This is a genomic window from Synechococcus sp. H55.8 (assembly GCF_047462375.1).
Classification (GTDB): domain Bacteria; phylum Cyanobacteriota; class Cyanobacteriia; order Thermostichales; family Thermostichaceae; genus Thermostichus.
The window spans coordinates 165,669-187,590 of sequence record NZ_JANSJC010000002.1; the positions used below are offsets into that span (position 1 = coordinate 165,669).

Genomic DNA, 21,922 nt, shown 5'->3' on the forward strand with positions numbered 1-21,922 from the left:
AGACTCCGTCCCAGGTTTTCGCAGGATTGCCCCCATGTCCTCTGTCCGATTTCAGCCGTTGCGGGTGGCTTTCACCTGTGCGGATCCCAGCCAAGTCCAAATGCCCGTTGCCGAGTTGCTGGCAGCGTTGCCGGCCTCGCCGCTTCTGACCTACACTGACCCGGAAGCAGCGGACTTGCGGGTAGAGATGCTGCCCGATGCCATCTACCACTTCTATCGGCGGGGGGAAGAAGTGGCTCTGGCCGCCTTTCGGATCCCGGTAAAAAAGCCACAGGCCCTGCCCCGCAAGCTGGTGCGGCTGCTGGAGCACGTGGCTGCTTTTGGCAACCTCCTCAACCTGCAACCTGCCACCGATGCTTTGAGCAGCGTCCTAGAGGTGGAGTTTCTCCAACTGGAAACGCCGGCAAGCAGCTCTGCCCCTGCCGAAGTGAGCCCCCTGCCGCGGGATCCCCAGGGACAGGTGCAAATCCAGGCAGGCCGCAACCTCGCCATCGCCCTGCGCAACAGAGCCCCCACCCCCGTGCACGTCTATGTGGTGGTCTTTGACGAGCGGCGCTACAGCGTGGATTTGGTTTACCCCTATCAACCGGATCTGCCCGCTCGTTTGCGCCCCAGCGAGAGCCTGCTGATCGGCTCTGGGCCCCGCTACCTGCTCCAGATGCAACTGCCCGAAGGCGCAGATATGGCGGTGGATCGCTTCAAAATCTGGGTCAGCAGTACCAGTATGCAGCCGGGCATCATGGCGATGCCCCCCCTAGGACAAAGACTGGAACCCCCCTCTGAGGATCCCTATGGGGCCGGATCCCGGCTGGATCGGGAAGTTCGGCTGGCCATTTTGGGCAAGGCGGGCAGCACGCCCATGCCGGCTTTTGCCGAGGATCCCTGGTGGTGTGTGGAGCAGGCTGTCAAAATTGTGGCTTGAGCTAATGCGCTTGGGTGCCTTTCAGATTTCTCAAAGATGACTTTTTAGGATCCCCTCAAAGGTAGCCTCAACCTCATCAACGCTGATGACTGATAAATGATAGAGGGAAGATAGACTGGTTTTTACATCTTGGCTAACATCGGTTAAAACCATGAAAACTTGGTTTTTCTGGAGACCGAGGTCAGAAGCAATCTTGGAGTACTTCTGTACTTTGTCTTGGTACTCGCCTGTCTTTGATTCCACCCAGTAGAATTGATCGTTAATATGAAAGAAAAGATCCATTTCAAAATCAGCTCCATTCGGCAAAGTAACTTGAGCATTTGTTATGTAAGAGAAATCAATCTTTTCAGCTTGACTTGCGGCAAGGCAGATCAGCTTATCCCTAACGTATCTCTCTAGCCATTTTCCTGAGAGAAAATTTAGTGCTTGGGACGACCTACTGGGTCTTGCTACCAACAGATACCTGGGTGCCTTAAAGTATCTGTACTCTTCTAAAAATGCGATTCCATGTAACTCTTTGGCAACCTGGCAAGTTGAGCTGATTACTTGTTGAGGCTCGTCTTTAAGGTTTATTGAGAAAGAGTTTCCGCTATTCATATTTGATTTAATCATTCCATAGAATCTTTTAATCAAAGAATATCGATTGCCCATAAAGGCAGCTATTTGATCTAATTTTTCCTCTTTTTCTTTCACATCTATGCTTTTGATTTTTATGTTTTTTGAGCTTAAGAATGATTCTATCTTTGATACGTCGACCTCTAATATACCGGCGGCAGCGATCTCCTCTTTATCTCTCGGTACATCGTCTGTTAGCCTAGGCTCTGGTGTTTCATGACTGGCAACCTGCTCATTCTGAGAGCTCTGATCTGTAGTTTGAGATATCTCTAATCTGGGAGAACTTTGGATAGCAATCTGTAGTCGCTGATAAATATCTTTAGTTTCTTTCACTAAGTTTTCCAGGATGGCTCGCTGATCGTTTAGCTGCTCATTATGTTCGGAAAACTTTACAGATATAGCCTGCAGAAGATCTCTACTCCAACTTTGCAGCAAATCTTGGTGACTATCTACAAGACGAGATCTAAGCCCTTTGAGATCGGCTTGAGTAGCCTGTAACTTCCGAGAAATCTCGTCTGCCAATCCTTCGACCAGTTTGGTTAAGGTTTTGTTGGCGTTGTTGAGTTCTTGGCTGTGTTGCCTTAAGTGTGAAGATATCTCTCTAATGATCTCTTGTTTCCAGATTTCCGGTCTAGGACTGACCTTGTAATGGCGAGCAACGTAAACACCCAATGAGAAACCAACAGCCACCCCAATTAATAAAACCAAAACGAAGTCCATTAGATTCGCTCCTGACCCCTGTTGTTACTTCTCGTTTAAGTTAACTAGGTTACTCGCTTGTTTCAAGATTCTCAGGCGAGGTGAGCGAATTTTCAAGAAGAGGCGTATCTTGTCCCGAAGAGCCGAGCAGGGATCCCAGCCAGCCCTGCTGGAGCGCTTTCTGGGTGGGAGTGAGTTGCGGCAACGCTTCGAGGGTGTAAACATCCGGGCGGGGTGGATCCAAGGGGATCCAGAAGTGTTTCAACTGATCGCCTTGGAAGACGCTCAGGCAGATGACCTGGTGGGGCTGGTAGGCCGCCAAGCGTTCTGGCAAGTTGGCAGCGCTTACCCGGAAGCCATCCAAGGCCACCAGCTCGTCGCCGGCCCAGATGCCTGCTTTTTGGGCCGGGGATCCCATCTCCACTGTGCTGATGCGGTTGCCTTCGCCGTTGAAGTTCAGGCCCAGATAGGGGGAAGGGTCAGGGCGGCTGAAGTGGGCCTTGAGGGTGAGGCCAAAAGGGTGTAGGTGAGCGTTGTAGTCCAGCTCTTCCGTACCTTCCACATAGGCGGCGAAAAAGCGGCCAAGATCGGCGCCGGCTGCCCGCTCAAAGGCCTCCCGCAAGTCTTGGTGGGTGTAGCCTTTCTCAAACCGGCCAAAGCGCTGCCACAAATCCTGCATGGCCGTGTCCAGGGATCCCTGGCCCCCCGAAAGGTGGCGAATGTGCAGATCCAGCAGCCAGCAGACCAAAGCGCCCTTGAGGTAATAGGAAACCTGGCTGTTGAGGCTATTTTCGTGGGGACGGTAGAGTTTGATCCAGGTGTCGAAACTGGATTCCCGCAGCGATTGCACGGCCCGACCCGGAGTACGCTGCAGCCGGCCAATTTGCTCGGCCAGGATCTGCAAAAAATCTTTGGCGCTGAGGATCCCTGCCCGCAGCAAGATGACATTTTCGTAGTAGCTGGTTGCCCCCTCGCAAAACCAGAGGCAGTCCACGTAATTTTCTTGGTTGTAGTCAATTTTCTCCAAAGCCAGAGGGCGCAGCCGCTTGACGTTCCAAGCATGGAAAAGCTCGTGGGCCAGCAGAGCCAAAAAGCGGCGATAGGACTGGGGCCGACGCAGCTCCAGGCCAGAATAGTTGAGGGTGGTGCTGTACTTGTGCTCTAGGCCGCCAAATCCCCCTGCCGACAAATGCACAATAAACCAGTAGCGGTCGTAGGGCAGCCCGCCAAAAAACGCCGCAGTGGCCCGGACAATTTTCTCGGCATCGGCCACCGCTTGCTCCAAATCCAGGGTGCCTGCTCCCCAGACCACGAAGTAATGCGGGATCCCTTCCACTGCAAACGACCGCAACTGGTGCAGGCCCACCTCCACCGGACTATCCACCAGCTCGTCGTAGTCTGCCGCCACAAAAGACTGGCCGGAAGCAGGATCCTCAGAAGAAGAAATCAAAGGTCGCAAACTGGTGGCGATGCGCCAATCAGGCTTGGGAGGGATCACCGTCAAGGTGTAGGGTTCCCGCTCGCGACCGGGCACATAGAAAAAGAGCGCCGCCCCGTTGAAGTAGGCGTGGGTGAGATCCAAATGGTTGGTGCGCACCGTCAGCTCATAGGCATAGACCCGATAGCGAACCTTCACAGCCGAACAGCCCGGCGGCTCGATCTCCCAAGTGTTCTTATCTACCTTCCGCCAGGCCAAAGGGATCCCTTGCTCCGTTGCCGCCTGAAACTCTTGCACATGGCGGGCATATTCCCGCACCAGGTAGGATCCCGGCGTCCACACCGGCAGCCGCAGTCGCAGAGGCACTTCTGGATCCACCTCTTGGATCTGTAGTTCCACCTCCAGCAGATGCTTGGCCGGCTCCGGCATCCGCACTGTGAAATGCTGGCGGCTCAGTTGAGAAGGTGCAGCAACAACAGCCTCCGGGATCCCCATAGGATTTTCCAGTCCACCACTTGCTTCCTACCACCCAGAGCTGGCAAGGCCCCAGTGACAATAGCCCTTATCCTACCCTTGGCTTGGGATCCCTTTGTGGAACAGAAACGAGACCTAAAAACGTAGCCCATGCTACAAAGATGCCTAGGCAGAACCCTCTACCTTAGGGTAAACCCGGCTATTGTTGCCGATTCTGGAGTCGATAGGGTTGCAACTCGGCCCAATGCTTCTAAATTGATCTTACATGGATTGATCTTAGGTATAAACTGACCTCAAAAGGTTGATGAGTATGGTGGTGGCCGTCGCAGAAAAATCTCTGATCACAGCCTTCAAGCAACTGGGAGGCCCTCACCATCCTCCGGTTATCGAAACGTTTGAACGTGGTAAGACCATCTTTTTCCCTGGGGATCCGGCGGAGCGGGTTTACTTTTTGGTGAAAGGAGCTGTCAAGCTCTCGCGGGTCTACGAAATGGGGGAAGAAATTACCGTTGCTCTTCTACGGGAAAACAGCATCTTCGGGGTGCTCTCCTTCATCACAGGGCAGCGCTCCGACCGCTTCTATCACGCGGTGGCCTTTACGCCTGCTGAGTTGCTCTCTCTGCCGATTGAGCAGGTGGAAAAATCCCTGCGGGAGAACGCCGAACTGGCCATGTTGCTGCTCAAGAGCTTGTCTTCCCGCATTTTGCAAACGGAGATGATGATCGAGACGCTGGCTCACCGCGATATGGGATCCCGTCTGGTTAGCTTTTTGCTGATCCTCTGCCGCGATTTCGGGGTGCCTGGCCCGGATGGGGTCACCATTGATCTCAAGCTGTCTCACCAGGCCATTGCCGAAGCCATTGGCTCGACCCGCGTCACCATCACCCGTCTGTTGGGAGAGCTGCGCAAGAAGAAGTACATTTCCATTTACAAGAAGAAGATCACTGTACACGACCCGATGCGGCTGAGCCACCGCTTTGTCTAGAGGGGATGGGGCCTAAACTCTGCCCCCCAAACCAGCCAATGCTCAACTCACCCCTGCAGCTCCGCAGAATCTTTGGGTTCTCTCTCTTAAAGTTTTCTGGAAGCTGACGGGATCCCGGTCAAGGATCTATTAGCCTGTGGGGGGATCTGGCTTTGGCCAGAGCTGTCTAGCCAATTGCTGAGGTGTAACTGTGGAAACGGCCATCGAGTGGATTACCGCCCATGAGATCCTCGACTCGCGAGGACGCCCCACCCTAGAAGCCCTGGTGGGCCTGGCCAACGGAGCAACGGGCTTGGCGCAGGTGCCCAGCGGCGCTTCGACCGGTACCTTTGAGGCCCACGAGCTGCGGGACGGGGATCCCAAGCGCTATGGAGGTAAGGGCGTGCTGAGGGCGGTGGAAAACATTCTTGGCCCCATCCAGTCGGAGCTGCGGGGAGAAGATGCCCTCAACCAAGCCCGCATCGACCAGTTGCTGATCGACCTGGACGGCACCCCCAACAAGTCCCGCCTGGGGGCCAACGCCATTTTGGCAGTTTCTCTGGCGACGGCCAAAGCGGCGGCGGAAGCGGTGGGCCTGCCTCTTTACAAATATCTGGGCGGGCCTTTTGCCAACTTGCTGCCGGTGCCGTTGATGAACGTGCTCAACGGCGGTGCCCACGCCGACAACAACGTGGACATCCAGGAGTTTATGCTGGTGCCCATTGGTGCGGCCAGCTTTCGCGAGGCGCTGCGCTACGGGGCCGAGGTGTTTGCGGTGCTGAAGACGGTGCTACAGCAGAAGGGGCTGTCCACCGGGGTGGGGGACGAAGGCGGATTTGCCCCCGATCTCCCCTCCAATGCGGCAGCTTTGGATCTGTTGCTGACGGCCATCGAACAGGCAGGCTACAGGCCGGGGGAAGATATCGCCTTGGCCCTGGACGTGGCCGCCAACGAGCTGCTGCAGGATGGGCAGTACCACTTCGAGGGCCAAGCCCGTAGCGCCGAGCAAATGGTCAATTACTACGAGCAACTGCTGGCCAACTATCCCATCCTTTCCATTGAAGATGGACTGGCGGAGGAAGACTGGGCCGGCTGGCAGGCCCTCACCACTCAACTGGGATCGCGGGTGCAACTGGTAGGGGACGACCTGTTCGTCACCAACCCAGCCCGGCTGCAGAAAGGCATCGACAGCGGCGCCGCCAATGCCATCTTGATCAAGCTCAACCAGATTGGCACGCTGACGGAGACGGTCTCGGCCATGCACCTGGCTAGCCAGGCAGGTTTTCGCTCTGTGATCAGCCACCGCTCCGGTGAGACAGAAGACACCACCATCGCCGACCTGGCGGTGGCCACCCGCGCCGGCCAGATCAAAACCGGATCCCTCTGCCGCAGCGAGCGCATTGCCAAATACAACCAACTGTTGCGCATCGAAGACGAGCTGGGGGAAGCGGCAGTCTATGCCGGCCGGGTGGGCCTGGGCCCTAAAGCTCGCTAACTCCCGTTCCATCCCTCCCCAGCACCTGCACCAAAAAGGCCCAGCGGTCGGCGGTCTCTTCAATGAGCTTGGTGGTGGGCTTGCCGGCCCCGTGGCCGGCTTTGGTGTCGATGCGAATGAGGATGGGCTGGGATCCCCCCTGTGCCGCCTGCAGGGCAGCAGCAAACTTGAAGCTGTGGGCCGGCACCACCCGGTCGTCGTGATCTGCTGTGGTGATCAGGGTGGCGGGATAGGCGGTGCCGGGCTTGAGGTTGTGCAGGGGGGAATAGGCGTAGAGGGCCTTGAATTCCTCCGGGTCTTCCGGGGATCCGTACTCCGAGACCCAGGCCCAGCCGATGGTGAACTTATGAAAGCGCAGCATGTCGAACACCCCCACAGCGGGCAGGGCCGCGGCAAACAGCTCCGGCCTTTGGGTCAGGCAGGCCCCCACCAAGAGGCCGCCGTTGCTGCCGCCGGCGATGGCCAGCTTCGAGGGGTTGGTGTAGCCATGGGCCATCAGCCACTCAGCCGCGGCGATGAAGTCGTCGAAGACCTTTTGCTTGTTGAGCTTGGTGCCCGCCTGGTGCCAGGCTTCCCCATATTCGCCGCCGCCGCGCAAATTGGGCTGGGCGTAGACCCCTCCCATCTCCAGCCAGGCCACCAGGCCCACCGAGAAGCTGGGGGTCAGAGAGATGCCGAAGCCGCCGTAGCCGTACAGCAAGGTGGGGTGATCCCCTGTCCGCGCTAGGCCACGGCGGTGGACAAGGAACATGGGAATGCGGGTGCCGTCTTTGCTGGCGTAGAACACCTGCTGCACCTCATAGGCGTGGGGATCGAAATCCACCTGCGGTTGGCGAAAGAGGGTGCTGCTGCCAGTGGTGAAGTCGTAGCGGTAGATGGTGGGCGGGGTGGTGAAGCTGGTGAAGGTGTAGAAGGTCTCAGTGTCGTAGCGCTTGCCGCCAAAGCCGCTGGCGGATCCCAGCCCCGGCAGAGGGATCTCCCCCTGGTAGGTGCCGTCTAAAGCAAAGGTCTTGATCTGGGTGTGGGCGTCTTTGAGGTAGAAGGCAACAAATTGATTGTGGATGAGGCTAACCCCTTGCAGGGTCTCCTCAGCCTCAGGGATCACCTCTTGCAGTTGCCCTGGGCTGTCCAGGTCAAGGGCCACCAGTCGCCGCCGCGGAGCCTGGAAGTCCGTCAGCAGCCAAAAGCGGGAGCCGTCGTTGCCGACAAAGCTGTACTCGGCCTGGAACTCGCAAATGAGCTCCACCACCGGCGAGTTGGGATCCCGTAGGTCTTTGTAGAAGAGGAGGTTTTTGGGATCCGTGCCCCGCCAGACGGAGATGATGAGGTAGTTGCCATCTTCGGTAACCCCGCCAGCAAAGCCCCACTCTTTTTGGTCGGGGCGGTGATAGATCAAGACATCTTCCGACTGGGGGGTGCCGAGGCGGTGGTAGTAGAGCTTTTGGAAGTAGTTGGCGCTTTCGTACTCGCTGCCGGGGGGTGGCTCGTCGTAGCGGCTGTAGAAAAATCCCTGCCCATCCCGTGTCCAGCTGGCCCCAGAGAACTTAATCCAGCGCAGGTGATCCGGCAGGTCTTCTCCAGTTTCGATGTCCCGCACCTTCCACTCCTGCCAGTCGGAGCCGGAGCGGGAGAGGCCATAGGCCAGGTAGCGCCCGTCGCGGCTGATGGCAATGCCTGAGAGGGCCACGGTGCCGTCTTGTGAGAGGGTGTTGGGATCCAGCAAAACCCGGGCTTCGCCCTCCAGGCTTTCTTGGGTATAGAGAACGCTCTGGTTTTGCAGGCCGTCGTTTTTGAAGTAGAAGTAGCGGCCGCCCTCTTTGAAGGGCTGGCTGTATTTTTCGTAGTTCCAAAGTTGGGTCAGGCGCTCCAGGAGCCGCTGCCGCGCCGGGATCCGCTGCAGATAGTCAAAAGTTAGCCGGTTTTGCGCCTCGATCCAGGCCCGCGTCTGCTCAGAATCCAGATCCTCCAGCCAGCGATAGGGATCCGGCACCGGCTGCCCATGGTAGACATCGACAACGGTGGGATCCGGATGGCTGGGCGGGTAGTTAAACATAGGGACGGAGCAGCGAAAGGCCAATTCCACTATGGCAGAGGGAAGAGTCGGCAACCCACCCCAAGACCTGAGCCTCGAATGTCTGGGGGAGCAAGCCTCGCTATAGTGGAAGCCGAGTTGTGCAGGTGGGTTTCGTGCTTCAGGGTTCCCCTTCCTCTCAGCGTTCCCAGGTCGAACGGATTGGCGCCTATCCCTGCGGCCAGGGCCACTACCGCTTCTCGGTGTGGGCGCCCTTGGTCGAACACGTGGAGCTAAAAGTCATTAGCCCCGTCCAACAGGTCATCCCTCTGACCCAGGATGGGCAAGGCTACTGGCAGGGTGAAGTGGAGGGGATCCCACCGGGGCCGGTGGACTACCTCTACCGCCTGCACACCTCAGCGGGGGTGGTGGAGCGGCCGGATCCCGCTTCCCGCTGCCAGCCCCGCGGCGTCCATGGCCCTTCGCGGGTGGTGGATCCCCACTTCGACTGGCAGGATCAAGCCTGGAAGGGGATCCCGCTCTCCCAGTGGATCCTCTACGAGCTGCATGTAGGCACCTTTACCCCGGAGGGCACCTTTGCCGCCCTGATCCCCCGCCTGCCGCAACTGGTGGAGCTGGGGGTCAACGTGCTGGAGCTCATGCCGGTGGCCCAGTTTCCGGGGGAGCGCAACTGGGGCTATGACGGCGTCTATCCCTATGCCGTGCAGGTCAGCTATGGAGGAGCAGCGGGCCTGAAGGCGCTGGTCAATGCCTGCCACCAGCAGGGCCTGGCGGTTGTTTTGGACGTGGTCTACAACCACCTGGGGCCGGAGGGGAACTACCTGCGGAACTTTGGCCCCTACTTCACCGACAAGTACCGCACCCCTTGGGGAGAGGCCCTCAACTTCGACGACCGCTATTCCGACGGCGTGCGGGAGTTTTTCCTGCAAAATGCCGAATACTGGCTAGAGGAGTTTCACCTGGACGGCCTGCGGCTGGACGCGGTGCATGCCATCTACGACTTCAGCGCCCACCCCTTTTTGCAGGAATTGGCAGAGCGGGTGGAGGCCCTGGAGGCGCGCACAGGCTGGCCCAGGGTTCTGGTAGCCGAAAGCGACCTCAACGACGTCCGCCTCATCACCCCCCGCGAGCAAGGGGGCTACGGCCTAGATGCCCAGTGGTGCGACGACTTCCATCACTCGGTTCACACCCTGCTTACCGGGGAAAAGACAGGCTACTACCAAGACTTCGGCCAATTGGAGCACCTGGCCAAGTCCTACCGCGAGAGCTACGTCTATTCTGGGCAGTACTCCCGCTACCGGGCCCGCCGCCACGGCAATTCCGCTCTCGCCAGGCCGGGCTCCCAGTTTGTAATCTGCATCCAAAACCACGACCAAGTGGGCAACCGCAGGCTGGGAGAGCGCCTCAGCCAGCTCACTTCCCTAGAGGGCCTGAAGTTGGCCGCCGCCGTCCTGCTGCTGGCTCCCATGCTGCCGCTGCTGTTTATGGGGGAAGAATATGGGGAGGTGGCCCCGTTTCTCTACTTCATTAGCCACGGGGATCCCGACCTGGTGGAAGCGGTGCGGCAGGGACGCCGCCGCGAGTTCAGCGCCTTTGCCTGGCAGGGGGAGGTGCCGGATCCCCAGGCAGAGGAGACCTTCTTGCGCTCCAAGCTCAACTGGGAGCTGGGCACTGCTGGCCACCACCAGGTCTTGCGGCGGTGGTACCAAACCCTCATTCACCTGCGCAAGACCCTGCCGCCGCTGCAAAACCTGGAGCGGAGTTCGGTGGGGGTGGAGCTGTTTGCTCCAAGCGGCCTGGCCCTGCACCGCCAGCAGGGATCCCAAGCCGTTCTGGCCCTGTTTAACTTCAGCTCCGACCAAGCAGCCACCTACGCCCAATGGCCCAACGGCCGGTGGGAGAAGCTTCTAGATAGCGGCGACCAGGGATCCTCGGCAAAAAACCAAGGGGATCCCGTTGAGGTGCCGCCCTATGGAGTGGTGGTGTACGGCCAGTGATCCCGACCGCAGCCGTAGCGCCAGGCCTCGCGCCGCCGCTGCCAGAAGTAGTCTTGCGGGGCCCCTTCCAGGCGGTCGGCTAGCCTTTGCAAGAGCTCGTAGAGGCCGAGGGCGCCAAAGTGGCCCGCCCAGGCCACCAGCTCCGGCAACCCCAACCGGGGCAAAAGCGCGGCCACCAGGGCTGGATCTTGCCTCATCACCCCCCACAGCGCCTGGGCCAAGCCGCCAAACTGCACCACATCCTGCAAAAAGGGCTGCACCACCTGGGGGCCGGCGGCAACCATGGCCTCAAACACTCTGCTCAACAGGCGGTTAATGCTGTTGGGATCCCAGTTTTTCTCTCCCAAAGGAGGGATCATCGCCTTCTGAAAAAGCCAGGTTACCGCCAAATTAGGCTGGTAGGGCTGCAGCAGGGCCAGGGCCGCCTGCTCCAACTGCCGCTGCACCAGCGCCTCGTGGATCCCCTGCTGCAGGCGATCCAGATGGCGCAACATCGCCCCAAAGCCGCCAAAGCTCAAAGGCGACTGGCTGCCGCTGCTGTCGCCAACCGCCAAGAGGCGATCCCAAGGCAGTTGCAGCGGGCTGCAGCGGTAGGCGGGGAAAACACCACACAGCTTGCGCAGCCAGCGGATCTGGGCCAACTCGGCCCCCTGGTAGGCAGGGAGCAGCCGGCAGTAGTCCTGCCAAAGCCTCTCCAGACTGGGTCGGCGGGGATCCCGGTCGCAGTAGGTAAAGAGATAGGTGGTGCGGCCATCGCGGGCGGGGAAGGCCTCCCAAAAGGGCTGGTAGCCCTCCTGGGCGGGGGTAAAGCTGTAGAACAGATCCCCAGTGGGTTGCTCCGGCAGCCCCTGGGCGCAGGATCCCACCACCAGACAGACGCTGTCCGGCGGCTGCCCTTGACGGGCCTGGGCCAAGATGGGGGAGCGGTGCCCCATGGCATCCAGCAGCAGTTGGGCGCTGAGCTGGCCGGTGGTGGTTTGGATGCGGATCCCATCGGGGTGGACCGTGGCGCCCAGAAACCCGGTTTGCTCCCGCACCTGGCCCCCCCAGGCCAGAAAATGCTGCTTGAGGAACTCCAGCAAGCTGACCGGATCCACGCCCACGTTCAGCACCCCTTCCACCCACCAGGTGGGGCCCTCCCCAAAGCCAATGCGCCCCCTGGGGTAGTGGGTCACCTGCACCGCCTCCCACTCTGTCGAGGTGAGCAACTCCAGCTCTAACAACACCTGCAGCTCCTGCCGGGAGGTGTTCCACTCCTGCTCCCGCCCCCGCAGGCTCCCCCGCTCGATGAGGATCACCCGCCAGCCCCGCCGGGCCAAAGCCGCTCCCAAGAGGATCCCCAGGGTGCCGCCGGCAATCACCACATCGGCATCCCGGCTGCCCAGGCGCTCAGAACAGCGGTGCACCACCGCCGCGGGCAACGCCGTCTGCCCCTGGCGCAGGGATCCCCACCAGGCCTCCGAGGCGGGCAGAGCTTCAGGCGAAGAGATGAGTTCAGCCATGGCGGGAAGAACCGACAGAAGCGTTCCCTCTAGGCTAGACCAGCCCGCGGCTGTGGAGGCGACGGTGGATCAAAGCCAGCGTATCCACCTCGCCCACGTTGCCCGGAAACAGCACCACCGGCAAGTTGGGAAAGCGGGGGTGATCCGCCGGCGTGAGCACCATGGAGACCCCTGGGTAGATCTGCCCCAGCAGCCGCACTGCCGGCAGGTTGAGGCCGAGGCTGAGGGTGTCGTTGGAGGTGATGCCGCCCTTGCTGACCAGGTAGCCAATCCCCTCCGGCAGCCCCTGCACAATGGCCATCAACAAACGAGAAACCCTCTGCCCAAAGGCCAGGCGTGCCTCTGGGGTGGCACCGTCGAACCTCACTTCTTCTCGGCTGGTGTAGACCACCGGCGTCAGGCCCTGCTCGTAGGCGCGCTGGACTTGGCTCAAGATGGCCGGCAGCAGCTCCGCTTCCCGCCCCGGTTCCAACAGGCGCTTCACCTCCACTTCAATGCCCTGGATCCCTGGCTCCTGCAACAGGCGGGCCAACTGCTGGCTGGACTTTTGCACATGGGATCCCACGATCACCACCCCTGGCCGGTCGGAGCGGACAAACTGCCCCATTTGCTCTGGCGGAACCGGCTGCGGCGGCAACTGGGCTAGAGCCGTCAAGAGGCTGGCGGCGCTGCGAAACAAAAAGCGCTTCCCCTGCTCCAGAGCCGCCCAAACATCCTGGGCAAAACGATCCAGATCCGCTTGGGTTTCTCCATCCACCACACAGCAGACATTCCCCTCTAGACCCAAAAGCTGCTCCAAACAGCCGGCGCGGATCTGCTCCAGCGTCAATCGCACCACCTGCTCAGCCTGGATCCGCCCCTGGGTTTTTTCCTGCACATAGTCGGGCAAATAGCTGTGGTGGTAGCCGAACACCGCATCGCGGGCAAACTCCGTTTCATGCACGGGCACCCAGCGGCCCTCCACCCGCAGGTAGTGGACGCTGTCGCGGGTGATGCGCCCTCCCTCAAAAAAAGCCGGCACCAGAAAATGGGCATCAAAAGGCCCCAGCTCCGCCGCCATGACATCGGTTTCCAAGGGGTAGTGCCCGCGCAGCGTCGAGTCGGAGCGGCTGACAAAGAGGGCCCGCTCCCACCCCAGCTCCCCCATGGCCTGCTTGAGGGCCCGGCAGACCGACCGTGTCACCTCGGCAGCCTTGGCCGGCGGCAGGGATCGCGTGTTGGTGAGAATGAAGCGAATTGGCGAGCCATCCTGCAGGCCCAGCTTGAGCGTTTCCGCATCCCAGCGGGTCAGCAGCAGGCAACTGTGCACGGTCTGGGATCCGGTGGGATCATCATCCAGCACGACAATGGGGGGACGAGTCATCGGAGTATCTCAATCCAGAACGACAGCATAGCCCCAAGCCTCCAGGCGGAGACAACCTCGCAACACCCCACCCGCTTGCACCCCCTCCTTATCATCCTCTCCCAAATTGGCCGCTCCCTCGATCCCCATCCTGTTTTTTCTCTTGATTCGAGAGAAGTTTGCCATGATTGAGATCTACCGGTGCAATCGACTGGCTTCGGGGGCCGCCAACAGTGGCAGCCACTCCCTCCCACCTACATCCATGGGGAAAAAGCCATGGGGCAAGCTGAGCTGCAACTTCAGATCAAGCGGATTCAGCAGGACGTGCTGCGCATGGGGGCGCTGGTGGAAAAATCGGTGGTCTTGGCCCAGCAGGCCCTGTTTGAACAGAACTTGGCCGCTGCCGAACAGGCCATCTCCCAAGACAAGCAAATTGACCGTTTTTATCGTCAAATCGAGAAAGATTGTATTAGCTTGATCGCCTTGCGCTCGCCGGTGGCACAAGATCTGCGCTGGATCAGCGCCCTGATGCAACTGGTGCGGGATCTGGAGCGGATTGGCGACTACGCCAAAGACTTGGCCGAAGTGGCCTTGCGCTTGGCTTTCTACCCGCCGCCGCCGGAGCTGAGGCACATTCGCGTGATGATGCAGCGCTGCCAGAAAATGCTCAGCCATAGCCTGGCGGCCCTGACGGAGTTGGATGCCGAGCTGGGCCGACAACTGAAGCGGGAAGACGACGCCGTTGATGAAGACTACACCAACCTTTACAATACGTTGGCGCAACAGTCGGACATCAGGGGATCGATCGAGCCTATCCTGTTGATGTTGCTGGCGATCCGCTACCTAGAACGTCTGGCCGACCACAGCACCAACATCGGTCAGCGGGTGGCTTTTATCGTCACCGGCCACCGAGATTAACGCCAACGGGTTGAGTCTTGCCCTGTCTTAACCCCCCTTCTTCCCTCCTCCTTTCCCTGACACCCAAAATGGACTTCTCTCGGATTTTTCAGCATTTTCTCTCTCAGGAACAATGGACCGACAAAGACACACTTCTTGCTCTCTTGCCATCCCCTGATCCAGAAGCGCAGGAAATGCTTGAGATTGCCCTCGATGGTCTGGTGCGGGCAGGGTTTCTCGAACGCACAGGGGATCCGCCTCGCTATCGGCGTAGGCCGGATGAATCCCTGGTGGTGGGGCGCTTGCGCTGTTCCAGCAAGGGCTTTTGCTTCGCCATCCGGGATGAGCCGGGGGCGGAGGATGTGTACATCCACGGCAGCAACCTCAGCGGCGCTTGGAACGGCGACCAAGTGATAGCCCGGATCACCAAAGAGGGCAATCGCCGCCGCAGCCCGGAGGGAGAGGTGGTGGCCGTCATGGAGCGGGCCAACCCTACGCTGGTGGGCCGCCTCAAACAGACGGAACAGGACTTTCGGGTGGTGCCTTTGGATGACCGGCTGCTGTTCGAGCTGGCCTTGACGGAGGGATCCCCTGCCGAGCTGGCGGAAGGTCGGGTGGCCTATGTGGAAGTGGAGCGCTATCCGCTGGGAGATTTGCCCCCCGTGGGCACGATTCGCAAGATCTTGGGCGACGGCCCGGAGGCCTCCATCGATGCAGATCTGGTTTGTTGCAAGTACGACCTGCCGCAGGAGTTTCCCCCGGCGGTGCTAGAAGCCGCGGCCGCCCTGCCCAAAAAGCTGAGCCGCTCCGACCAAAAGGGCCGTCGCGATCTGCGCGATTGGTTTTGCATCACTTTAGAACCCTTGGATCTGCAGCACCCCCACGGCCTCGAGCCCAACGTGGCCGTCTCCCTGCAGCGGCAGGAAGAGGACAACTGGCTGCTGGGGATCCACATTGCCGACGTGGCCCACTGGCTGGATCCTGAGCATCCTCTGGAGCAAGAAGCTCAGCAGCGGACGGCCACCGTTTACCTCGACACGAGGGTGTTGCCTCTTTTTCCGCCGGAAGTGCACAGCCGCCTGGCTCTGTTGCCGCAGCAGGAGCGCTTGGCCTATTCGTTGCTGTTAACCATCGACCCAGAGGGGGTGGTACAAAGCTTCGAGATCCATCCCAGCCTGGTGCAGTCGCGGGCTCACCTCTCCTATGGCCAGGTGCAGGCCCTCTTGGCCACCGCTGCGGATCTGGGCCCTGAGGAGGAGGTGCCAGAATTGATGGCCCTGCTGCAAAACCTGCTCCGCCTCAGCCAAATCCTGCGGGTCAAACGTCACCAAGCGGGCGGCTTTGACCTGCCCCTGTTGGATTTGCTCACCCCCCACTCCGCTGACGAGAGCGGCTACGGCCCCCTTTTGATCAGCGATCGCCTCGGCGCCCACGCTCTGATGACCGAGGTGCTGCTGCTGGCCAACCAAACCTTGGGCCACCATTTGCGCCAATTGGGGATCCCTTCCTTGGCCCGCGTGCAGTCCGCCCCCACTGCCGAGGCCCTGCAGAACTTTTTGCGCCTGGCCAACGCCATGAAGCTGGATCTGAATTTGCAGGATCCAGAAGCCGTGACCTTGGCCGATTGGCAGCGGATCTGTGTCCGCATCACCGCCCCCGATGTGTTGGCCGCAGGGACTAGCCCAGCCTTGGTGGCCCAGTTGTTGGCCACTTTGCCCCCCGTCGAGTATTGCCTGCAGCCTCTGCAGGAGCCCCTCGGCCATTTTGGCTTGGGCCTTAAAGAACCCTACGCCACCTTTACGGCCCCTTTACGCCGCTATGCCGATTTGCTGAATTTGCGTGCTTTGCACCTGGCCTTGAGCAAAGGACGGGATCGCCGCAGCCCGCGCTCCAAAACCGTGGTGGATCTGCACGGCCCCGGCGGCTACGGCCAGATCGACTGGCAGGTGTTGCCACCCAAGCTGCAGGAGGAATGGCAGGCCTTTCTCCAGGCGCAACTGCCCAAAATCCAGGAGGGGCACCGGATCCGGCAGCACGCAGAACGGGAGCTGATGGGCCTGAAGCGCTCTGAGTTCATGCAAAAACATCTGGGGGAGGTGTTCCCCGGCCTGATCATCGGCGTCCAGAACTACGGCTTTTTTGTGCAGGTGGATCCCATCTTGGCGGAAGGGTTGGTGCGGGTCAGCACCCTGAAAAACGATTGGTACGAGTACCGCAGCCGCCAGCAGGCCCTGGTAGGGCGCAAGAGCCGGCGCCAGTTCCGTCTGGGGGATCGAGTGGAAGTGCAGATTAAAAACGTCGATTACTACCGCCAGCAAATTGATTTGGCAGTGATCGGCGAGGGCCGCCCCTGCGAAGAAGAGGAATAAGGCGGGGATCCCTCCATCGATCGAGGGCAAAGGGGGCGGTTGTTGCGAACTCTGGCGCGGCCAAAATGGGCGATACCTGAATTATCAGGATCCCTTTTCCCAAGCGGGGGCCGAGATGGCCGCTTCCCCTGCTGTCTTCCTATACACTGTAGTAAAAAACCTGCTGAACTTCTATGCAGCCCACCAATCCCAACCAATTTACCGAGAAAGCCTGGAGCGCCATTGTCCAATCCCAGGATGTAGCCCGGCGGCACCAGCAGCAGCAACTGGAAACCGAGCATTTGCTCATCTCCCTTCTCGATCAAGAAGGGGGTCTCACCCAGACCATTTTGCAGCGGGCCGGCCTCGATCCAAGGCTGGTGCGGGACAAGGTGGAAAGCTTTATCAACCAGCAGCCCAAGCTGGCGCGGGTGGATCAGCTCTACCTGGGCCGCGGCCTGGAGACCACGCTGGATCGGGCTGAAGAGTTTCGCAAAGAATACGAAGACGACTTCATTTCGGTAGAGCACTTGCTTTTGGGAGCCCTGGACGACGAGCGGGTGGGCAAGCGGGTTTTAGCACCCCTAGGTTTGACCGTCGAGCGCCTCAAACCCGTTATCCAACAAGTGCGGGGCAAACAGCGGGTTACCGACAAAAACCCTGAGTCCCGCTACGAGGCCCTGGAGCGCTATGGCCGCGACTTGACCAAGGCCGCCCGCGAAGGGAAGCTGGATCCGGTGATCGGGCGGGACGACGAGATCCGCCGCGTCGTTCAGGTGCTCTCCCGCCGCACCAAAAACAACCCGGTGCTCATCGGCGAACCCGGCGTGGGGAAAACCGCCATTGTCGAAGGTCTCGCTCAACGCATCAACCGGGGAGATGTGCCGGAGTCGTTGAAAAACCGGCGCGTCATTGCCCTAGATATGGGCTCCTTGATTGCTGGCGCCAAGTACCGCGGTGAGTTTGAAGACCGCCTCAAAGCTGTGCTCAAGGAGGTTACCGAATCGGAAGGGCAGATCATCCTCTTCATCGACGAGCTGCACACCGTGGTCGGGGCGGGGGCTGCCGAGGGGGCGATGGATGCCGGCAACCTGCTCAAGCCGATGCTGGCCCGGGGCGAATTGCGCTGCATTGGCGCCACCACCCTGGATGAGTACCGCAAACACATCGAAAAAGACGCCGCCCTGGAGCGCCGCTTCCAGCCGGTGTATGTGGATCAGCCCTCCGTAGAAGACACCATCTCCATCCTGCGCGGCCTCAAAGAGCGCTACGAGCTGCACCACGGGGTCAAGATCAGCGACTCGGCCTTGGTGGCGGCAGCCGTTCTCTCCAACCGCTACATCTCCGAGCGCTTTTTGCCCGACAAGGCCATCGACCTGGTGGACGAAGCGGCAGCCAAGCTCAAGATGGAGATCACCTCCAAACCCGTCGAATTGGATGAAATCGACCGGCGCATCATGCAACTGCAGATGGAGGAGCTCTCCCTCAAGAAGGAAGACGACCTCGCCTCCAAAGATCGCCTGGGCAAAATCGAGCAGGAGCTGGCCAACCTGATGGAGCGACAGCGGGAGCTCAATGCTCGTTGGCAGATGGAAAAAGAGGCCATCGAGCGGCTGCAAAACCTCAAAGCCGAGCGGGATGCCGTCAAGCTGCAGATTGAACAGGCAGAACAAAAATATGACCTCAACCGCGCTGCCGAGCTCAAATACGGCAAGCTGATGGAGCTGGAGCGGCAGATCCAAGAGCAGGAGGCCCACCTGGCCAAGCTGCAGGCCAACGGTGAGCCCTTGCTGCGGGAGCAGGTGACGCCCGAAGACATTGCCGAGATCGTCTCCCGCTGGACCGGGATCCCGGTCACCAGCTTGATGGAGTCGGAAAAGCAAAAGCTGCTGCGCCTGGAAGCCCACTTGCACCAGCGGGTGGTGGGCCAGGACGAAGCGGTAGCCGCCGTAGCCGCTGCCATTCGGCGGGCCCGGGCCGGCCTCAAGGATCCCAACCGACCCATCGGCTCGTTCCTGTTCATGGGGCCCACCGGCGTCGGGAAGACCGAGCTGGCTCGCGCCTTGGCGGAGTTCCTCTTCGATACCTCCGAAGCGATGGTGCGCATCGACATGTCCGAGTACATGGAGAAGCACTCTGTCTCCCGCTTGATTGGGGCTCCGCCGGGCTATGTGGGCTACGAAGAAGGGGGGCAGCTCTCGGAAGCGGTGCGGCGCCGTCCCTACTCGGTGGTGCTCTTTGACGAGGTGGAGAAAGCTCACCCCGATGTCTTCAACATCCTGCTGCAGGTGCTGGACGATGGCCGCATCACCGACTCCCAGGGGCGGACGGTGGACTTCAAGAACACCATCATCATCATGACCAGCAACATCGGCAGCGAGCTGATTCTGGAAATCGGGGGCGATGAGAGCCGCTACGAGGAGATGAAAACTCAGGTGCTGGCCATGCTGCGGCACCACTTCCGGCCGGAGTTCCTCAACCGCGTGGATGAACTCATCATCTTCCACGCCCTCACCAAAGCGCAGATTCGCCAGATCGTCAGCCTGCAGATGCGGCGGGTGGAGCAGTTGCTGGCGGATCAGCAGATTGAGATTGTCCTCACCGAAGAGGCCAAGGACTACCTGGCCGAGCTGGGCTACGATCCCGTGTTTGGGGCCCGACCCCTCAAGCGGGTCATCCAGCGGGAGATCGAAAACCCCATCGCCACCAAGCTGCTGGAAAACGAGTTCCTGCCCGGCGACCGCATCCTGGTGGATGTGGCCAACGAGCGGCTGGTCTTCCGCAAGATTGGCTCTCAGCCCAGCCAAGAGCCGCCTGCTGCTGTAGCCGTCAGCTAAGTTGGTTAGAGGCTAATTACCTGGTCAGGTGGGTTGTCTTTTAAGGCCGCGTAGAGGTCGGGAAAGCAGCCCACCTGCACGCCTTTGACCACATTCTTGGGAACACAATAGCCCGGCTCCTTGCGCCCCTGGCCCTTTGAGTCGCACCACTTGGGTTCCCCTTCCGCCAGGTTGCGCTCCAGGGCGCACAGGTCACACATCATCAGCAAAATCTTTTGCGCTTCGGCAATCTTGGCCAGGCGCTCGCCAATGGGATCCCCCTGCCGCAAGACAAAGCAGTTGTCGTCAAAAAAGAACATGCCCACCACTTCCACGCCGTGTACCCCCGCTTCTAGCTGCGGCAGGATCATCTGGCCCAGCTTGTAGGTGCCGCCGCGAGGAGTGATGAAGACGTAGGCAACTTTCATGGCCGCTCCTTAGGTGTTTTCCAACTTGATTATCATCGATTATCGCTTTCAAAGTAGCACAGCTTACTGAAAGGGCGTAAGACACTCCCCAAGCATTCCTCGCCACTATCCTCGCCCCCAGCCCCTCTCCCAGCCCTCACCCCCAGCCCCTCTCCCAGAGGGAGAGGGGAGTTAGAGCGGCGCGTTCGCGACAGCGTTGCGTAGCAATAACGACGTAACGAACCGTTTCATTGCTATTTGAAATGACTATAAGACTATAAACTGAGATGGGATCTGGAGCTCTGCTCCTCTTGCCTAGGCAGGGAGAAGCCGAAGCAGCTCAGTGTTCAACCGCCATCTTGAAAGGTTTGAACAGGTGCAACCTCGAAGGGGATCCCCCTAGCGCCGAAAGGTTAGCGCCTGGCCGCGCACCGAGGGATCCACCTGACCGTTTTGAAAGGCGATCTGCCCGCCCACAATTGTGAGCAGCGGCCAGCCCACCAGCTCCCAGCCCTCAAACGGGCTCCAGCCGCATTTGGTGAGCAGCTCTTCCCGGCGCACCGGCTGAGGCGTGTGGCGATCCACCAATACCAGATCGGCATCGTAGCCCACCTGCAGCCGCCCCTTGTTGGGGATCCCGTAGAGGCGGGCCGGCGCCTCGCACATCCACTGCACCACCTGGCGCAGGGTACAGCGGCCCTGCTGGGCTGCGGTCAGCATCAGGGGCAAGGCCGTCTCCACACCGGGCATGCCAGAGGGGGAGTGGGGGTAGGGCTGGGCCTTTTCGGCCAGGGTGTGGGGGGCATGGTCGGTGGCGATGCAATCAAGGATGCCGTCGTGTAGCCCCTGCCAGAGCTGGTTCAGGTTAGCCGGATCCCGCAGCGGCGGGTTCATCTGGACGAGGGATCCCAGGCGGGCGTAGTCGGCGGTGCTGAGCAGCAGGTGCTGAGGGGTGACCTCGGCGCTAACCCAGGCGGGTTTGTGCTGGCGCAGCAGCTCCACCTCCAGGCCGGTGGAGAGGTGCAAAATGTGCAGGCGGTGGCGGTAGCGGGTGGCCAAGTCCAAAGCCCGTTGCGAGGCAATCAGCGCGGCTTCTTCATCCTGAATCAGGGAGTGAACCGCCACATCTGTACGTCCGGCAAAGAGGGCCCGCCGGGCTTGAATCCGCGAGTGATCTTCAGCGTGGACGGCGATAACAAAATTGGGATCCGTCTCGGCAAAGATCCGCTCTAATGCCGCTTGGTCATCCACCAGCAAGGGGCCATGCATGGATCCCATGAAGATCTTGATGCCGCAAGCCCCTTGCACCGTTTGCAGCTCTTTAAGGTTATCGGCGGTGGCCCCGATGAAAAAGCCGTAGTTGACCACGCACTTGCTGGCGGCCCGGGCCAACTTGTCATCCAGCGTTGCCTGGTCGATCGTCAGCGGATCCGTATTGGGCATCTCCAGAAAGCTGGTTACCCCACCGCGAGCGCAGGCCCAGGATCCCGTCTGTAGGTCTTCTTTGTGCTCCCGGCCCGGCTCGCGAAAGTGAACCTGGGGGTCGATCACCCCCGGCATGAGGGTATGGCCCTCCGCGTCGATAACCCTAGCCACCCCTTCTGCCGAGAGATTCTGGCCGATTTGGGCAATGCGCCCCTCCCGCACCAGCACATCTCCCAGCCAGGGATCCCCTTCCGGCACCAATAGCTCCGCATTGCGGATCAGCAGACTGTCAGACAAAGCGCCCCCGAGACAACGCCAATTTCCCAGCCAGAATATTCAATCAAAATACCTTATATCAAAATACCTTGGAAGACTGGCCGCCAATCCGGCACCTCACTTCCGACTCAGCGCTGGCGCGACAGCGCAAAAGGGCCTTGACTTGACATCCTCTCCACGGCTGCGGCTGGCTTCCAGGCAAAGGTCTAGATGGCTCTTTCTGGTAATCTAAGTTGGGGGTTTAAGATCGGTAGGTGTTGCCCAGCATCCCTT

Annotated in this window: 14 protein-coding genes; 7 read left to right on the forward strand and 7 right to left on the reverse strand. The window is 60.1% G+C overall.

The window, feature by feature from the left end; translation table 11 throughout:
- Positions 1–34: 34 nt before the first annotated feature.
- Positions 35–922 carry a hypothetical protein gene (locus NW862_RS01815; protein ID WP_414333128.1) on the forward strand — a complete coding sequence of 296 codons (888 nt, stop codon included), beginning with the start codon at positions 35–37 and terminating at the stop codon, positions 920–922.
- A gap of 30 nt (positions 923–952) precedes the next feature.
- Here the strand turns inward: NW862_RS01815 and NW862_RS01820 are convergent, their stop codons facing one another.
- Together NW862_RS01820 and NW862_RS01825 are read right to left on the reverse strand one after the other, a co-directional pair.
- Entirely contained in the window at positions 953–2,257 is a 1,305-nt protein-coding gene (locus tag NW862_RS01820) for a hypothetical protein (RefSeq protein ID WP_414333129.1), read from the reverse strand.
- 49 nt (positions 2,258–2,306) lie between these two features.
- Positions 2,307–4,169: a M61 family metallopeptidase gene (locus tag NW862_RS01825; protein WP_414426860.1), complete on the reverse strand. Its 1,863-nt coding sequence runs from the start codon at positions 4,167–4,169 to the stop codon at positions 2,307–2,309.
- 289 nt (positions 4,170–4,458) lie between these two features.
- Between NW862_RS01825 and ntcA the strand changes: the two genes are divergently transcribed.
- Positions 4,459–5,133, forward strand: coding sequence for a global nitrogen regulator NtcA (ntcA, locus tag NW862_RS01830; RefSeq protein WP_414333132.1), 675 nt, complete (start codon positions 4,459–4,461; stop codon positions 5,131–5,133).
- 190 nt (positions 5,134–5,323) lie between these two features.
- Positions 5,324–6,607: a phosphopyruvate hydratase gene (eno, locus tag NW862_RS01835; protein WP_414347112.1), complete on the forward strand. Its 1,284-nt coding sequence runs from the start codon at positions 5,324–5,326 to the stop codon at positions 6,605–6,607.
- On the opposite strand, the gene NW862_RS01840 is transcribed toward eno, so the two are convergent.
- A complete protein-coding gene (locus tag NW862_RS01840) occupies positions 6,594–8,660 on the reverse strand; it encodes a prolyl oligopeptidase family serine peptidase (protein ID WP_414426861.1) in 2,067 nt (688 codons plus the stop codon). The genes eno and NW862_RS01840 overlap by 14 nt on opposite strands.
- Positions 8,661–8,794: 134 nt before the next feature.
- Between NW862_RS01840 and treZ the strand changes: the two genes are divergently transcribed.
- Positions 8,795–10,636 (forward strand): malto-oligosyltrehalose trehalohydrolase, encoded by a 1,842-nt coding sequence (treZ, locus tag NW862_RS01845; RefSeq protein ID WP_414426862.1) that lies wholly within the window; start codon positions 8,795–8,797, stop codon positions 10,634–10,636.
- Here the strand turns inward: treZ and NW862_RS01850 are convergent.
- On the reverse strand, positions 10,609–12,138 hold the full coding sequence (locus NW862_RS01850) for an FAD-binding oxidoreductase (protein ID WP_414426863.1): 1,530 nt from the start codon (positions 12,136–12,138) through the stop codon (positions 10,609–10,611). The two genes, treZ and NW862_RS01850, sit on opposite strands and share 28 nt — an antisense overlap.
- A gap of 34 nt (positions 12,139–12,172) precedes the next feature.
- A complete protein-coding gene (locus NW862_RS01855) occupies positions 12,173–13,501 on the reverse strand; it encodes a four-carbon acid sugar kinase family protein (protein WP_414337999.1) in 1,329 nt (442 codons plus the stop codon).
- A 255-nt stretch (positions 13,502–13,756) separates the two neighbouring features.
- Here NW862_RS01855 and phoU point away from each other — a divergent pair, with 255 nt between their 5' ends.
- The 3 genes from phoU (at position 13,757) to clpB (ending at position 19,562) form a co-directional block, all read left to right on the forward strand.
- Positions 13,757–14,398, forward strand: coding sequence for a phosphate signaling complex protein PhoU (phoU, locus tag NW862_RS01860; protein ID WP_414333153.1), 642 nt, complete (start codon positions 13,757–13,759; stop codon positions 14,396–14,398).
- 173 nt (positions 14,399–14,571) lie between these two features.
- Complete coding sequence (locus tag NW862_RS01865) at positions 14,572–16,746, forward strand: ribonuclease R family protein (protein WP_414333144.1); 2,175 nt, start codon at positions 14,572–14,574, stop codon at positions 16,744–16,746.
- A gap of 173 nt (positions 16,747–16,919) precedes the next feature.
- Positions 16,920–19,562, forward strand: coding sequence for an ATP-dependent chaperone ClpB (gene clpB / locus NW862_RS01870; RefSeq protein WP_414333146.1), 2,643 nt, complete (start codon positions 16,920–16,922; stop codon positions 19,560–19,562).
- Between the two features lie 5 nt (positions 19,563–19,567).
- On the opposite strand, the gene NW862_RS01875 is transcribed toward clpB, so the two are convergent.
- Together NW862_RS01875 and NW862_RS01880 are read right to left on the reverse strand one after the other, a co-directional pair.
- The gene (locus NW862_RS01875) at positions 19,568–19,969 is read right to left on the reverse strand and encodes a SaoD/DsrE family protein (RefSeq protein ID WP_414333147.1); all 402 of its coding nucleotides are present in this window, start codon (positions 19,967–19,969) and stop codon (positions 19,568–19,570) included.
- 378 nt (positions 19,970–20,347) lie between these two features.
- Entirely contained in the window at positions 20,348–21,670 is a 1,323-nt protein-coding gene (locus NW862_RS01880) for a dihydroorotase (protein WP_414426864.1), read from the reverse strand.
- Positions 21,671–21,922: the final 252 nt, after the last annotated feature.

Coding starts and splice junctions, on each gene's coding strand:
- NW862_RS01825 (WP_414426860.1), bottom strand. CDS start 4,169: ATGGGGATCCCGGAGGCTGTTGTTGCTGCACCTTCTCAACTGAGCCGC.
- phoU (WP_414333153.1), top strand. CDS start 13,757: ATGGGGCAAGCTGAGCTGCAACTTCAGATCAAGCGGATTCAGCAGGAC.
- ntcA (WP_414333132.1), top strand. CDS start 4,459: ATGGTGGTGGCCGTCGCAGAAAAATCTCTGATCACAGCCTTCAAGCAA.
- NW862_RS01820 (WP_414333129.1), bottom strand. CDS start 2,257: ATGGACTTCGTTTTGGTTTTATTAATTGGGGTGGCTGTTGGTTTCTCA.
- NW862_RS01865 (WP_414333144.1), top strand. CDS start 14,572: ATGCTTGAGATTGCCCTCGATGGTCTGGTGCGGGCAGGGTTTCTCGAA.
- NW862_RS01840 (WP_414426861.1), bottom strand. CDS start 8,660: ATGTTTAACTACCCGCCCAGCCATCCGGATCCCACCGTTGTCGATGTC.
- NW862_RS01815 (WP_414333128.1), top strand. CDS start 35: ATGTCCTCTGTCCGATTTCAGCCGTTGCGGGTGGCTTTCACCTGTGCG.
- NW862_RS01850 (WP_414426863.1), bottom strand. CDS start 12,138: ATGGCTGAACTCATCTCTTCGCCTGAAGCTCTGCCCGCCTCGGAGGCC.
- NW862_RS01855 (WP_414337999.1), bottom strand. CDS start 13,501: ATGACTCGTCCCCCCATTGTCGTGCTGGATGATGATCCCACCGGATCC.
- NW862_RS01875 (WP_414333147.1), bottom strand. CDS start 19,969: ATGAAAGTTGCCTACGTCTTCATCACTCCTCGCGGCGGCACCTACAAG.
- clpB (WP_414333146.1), top strand. CDS start 16,920: ATGCAGCCCACCAATCCCAACCAATTTACCGAGAAAGCCTGGAGCGCC.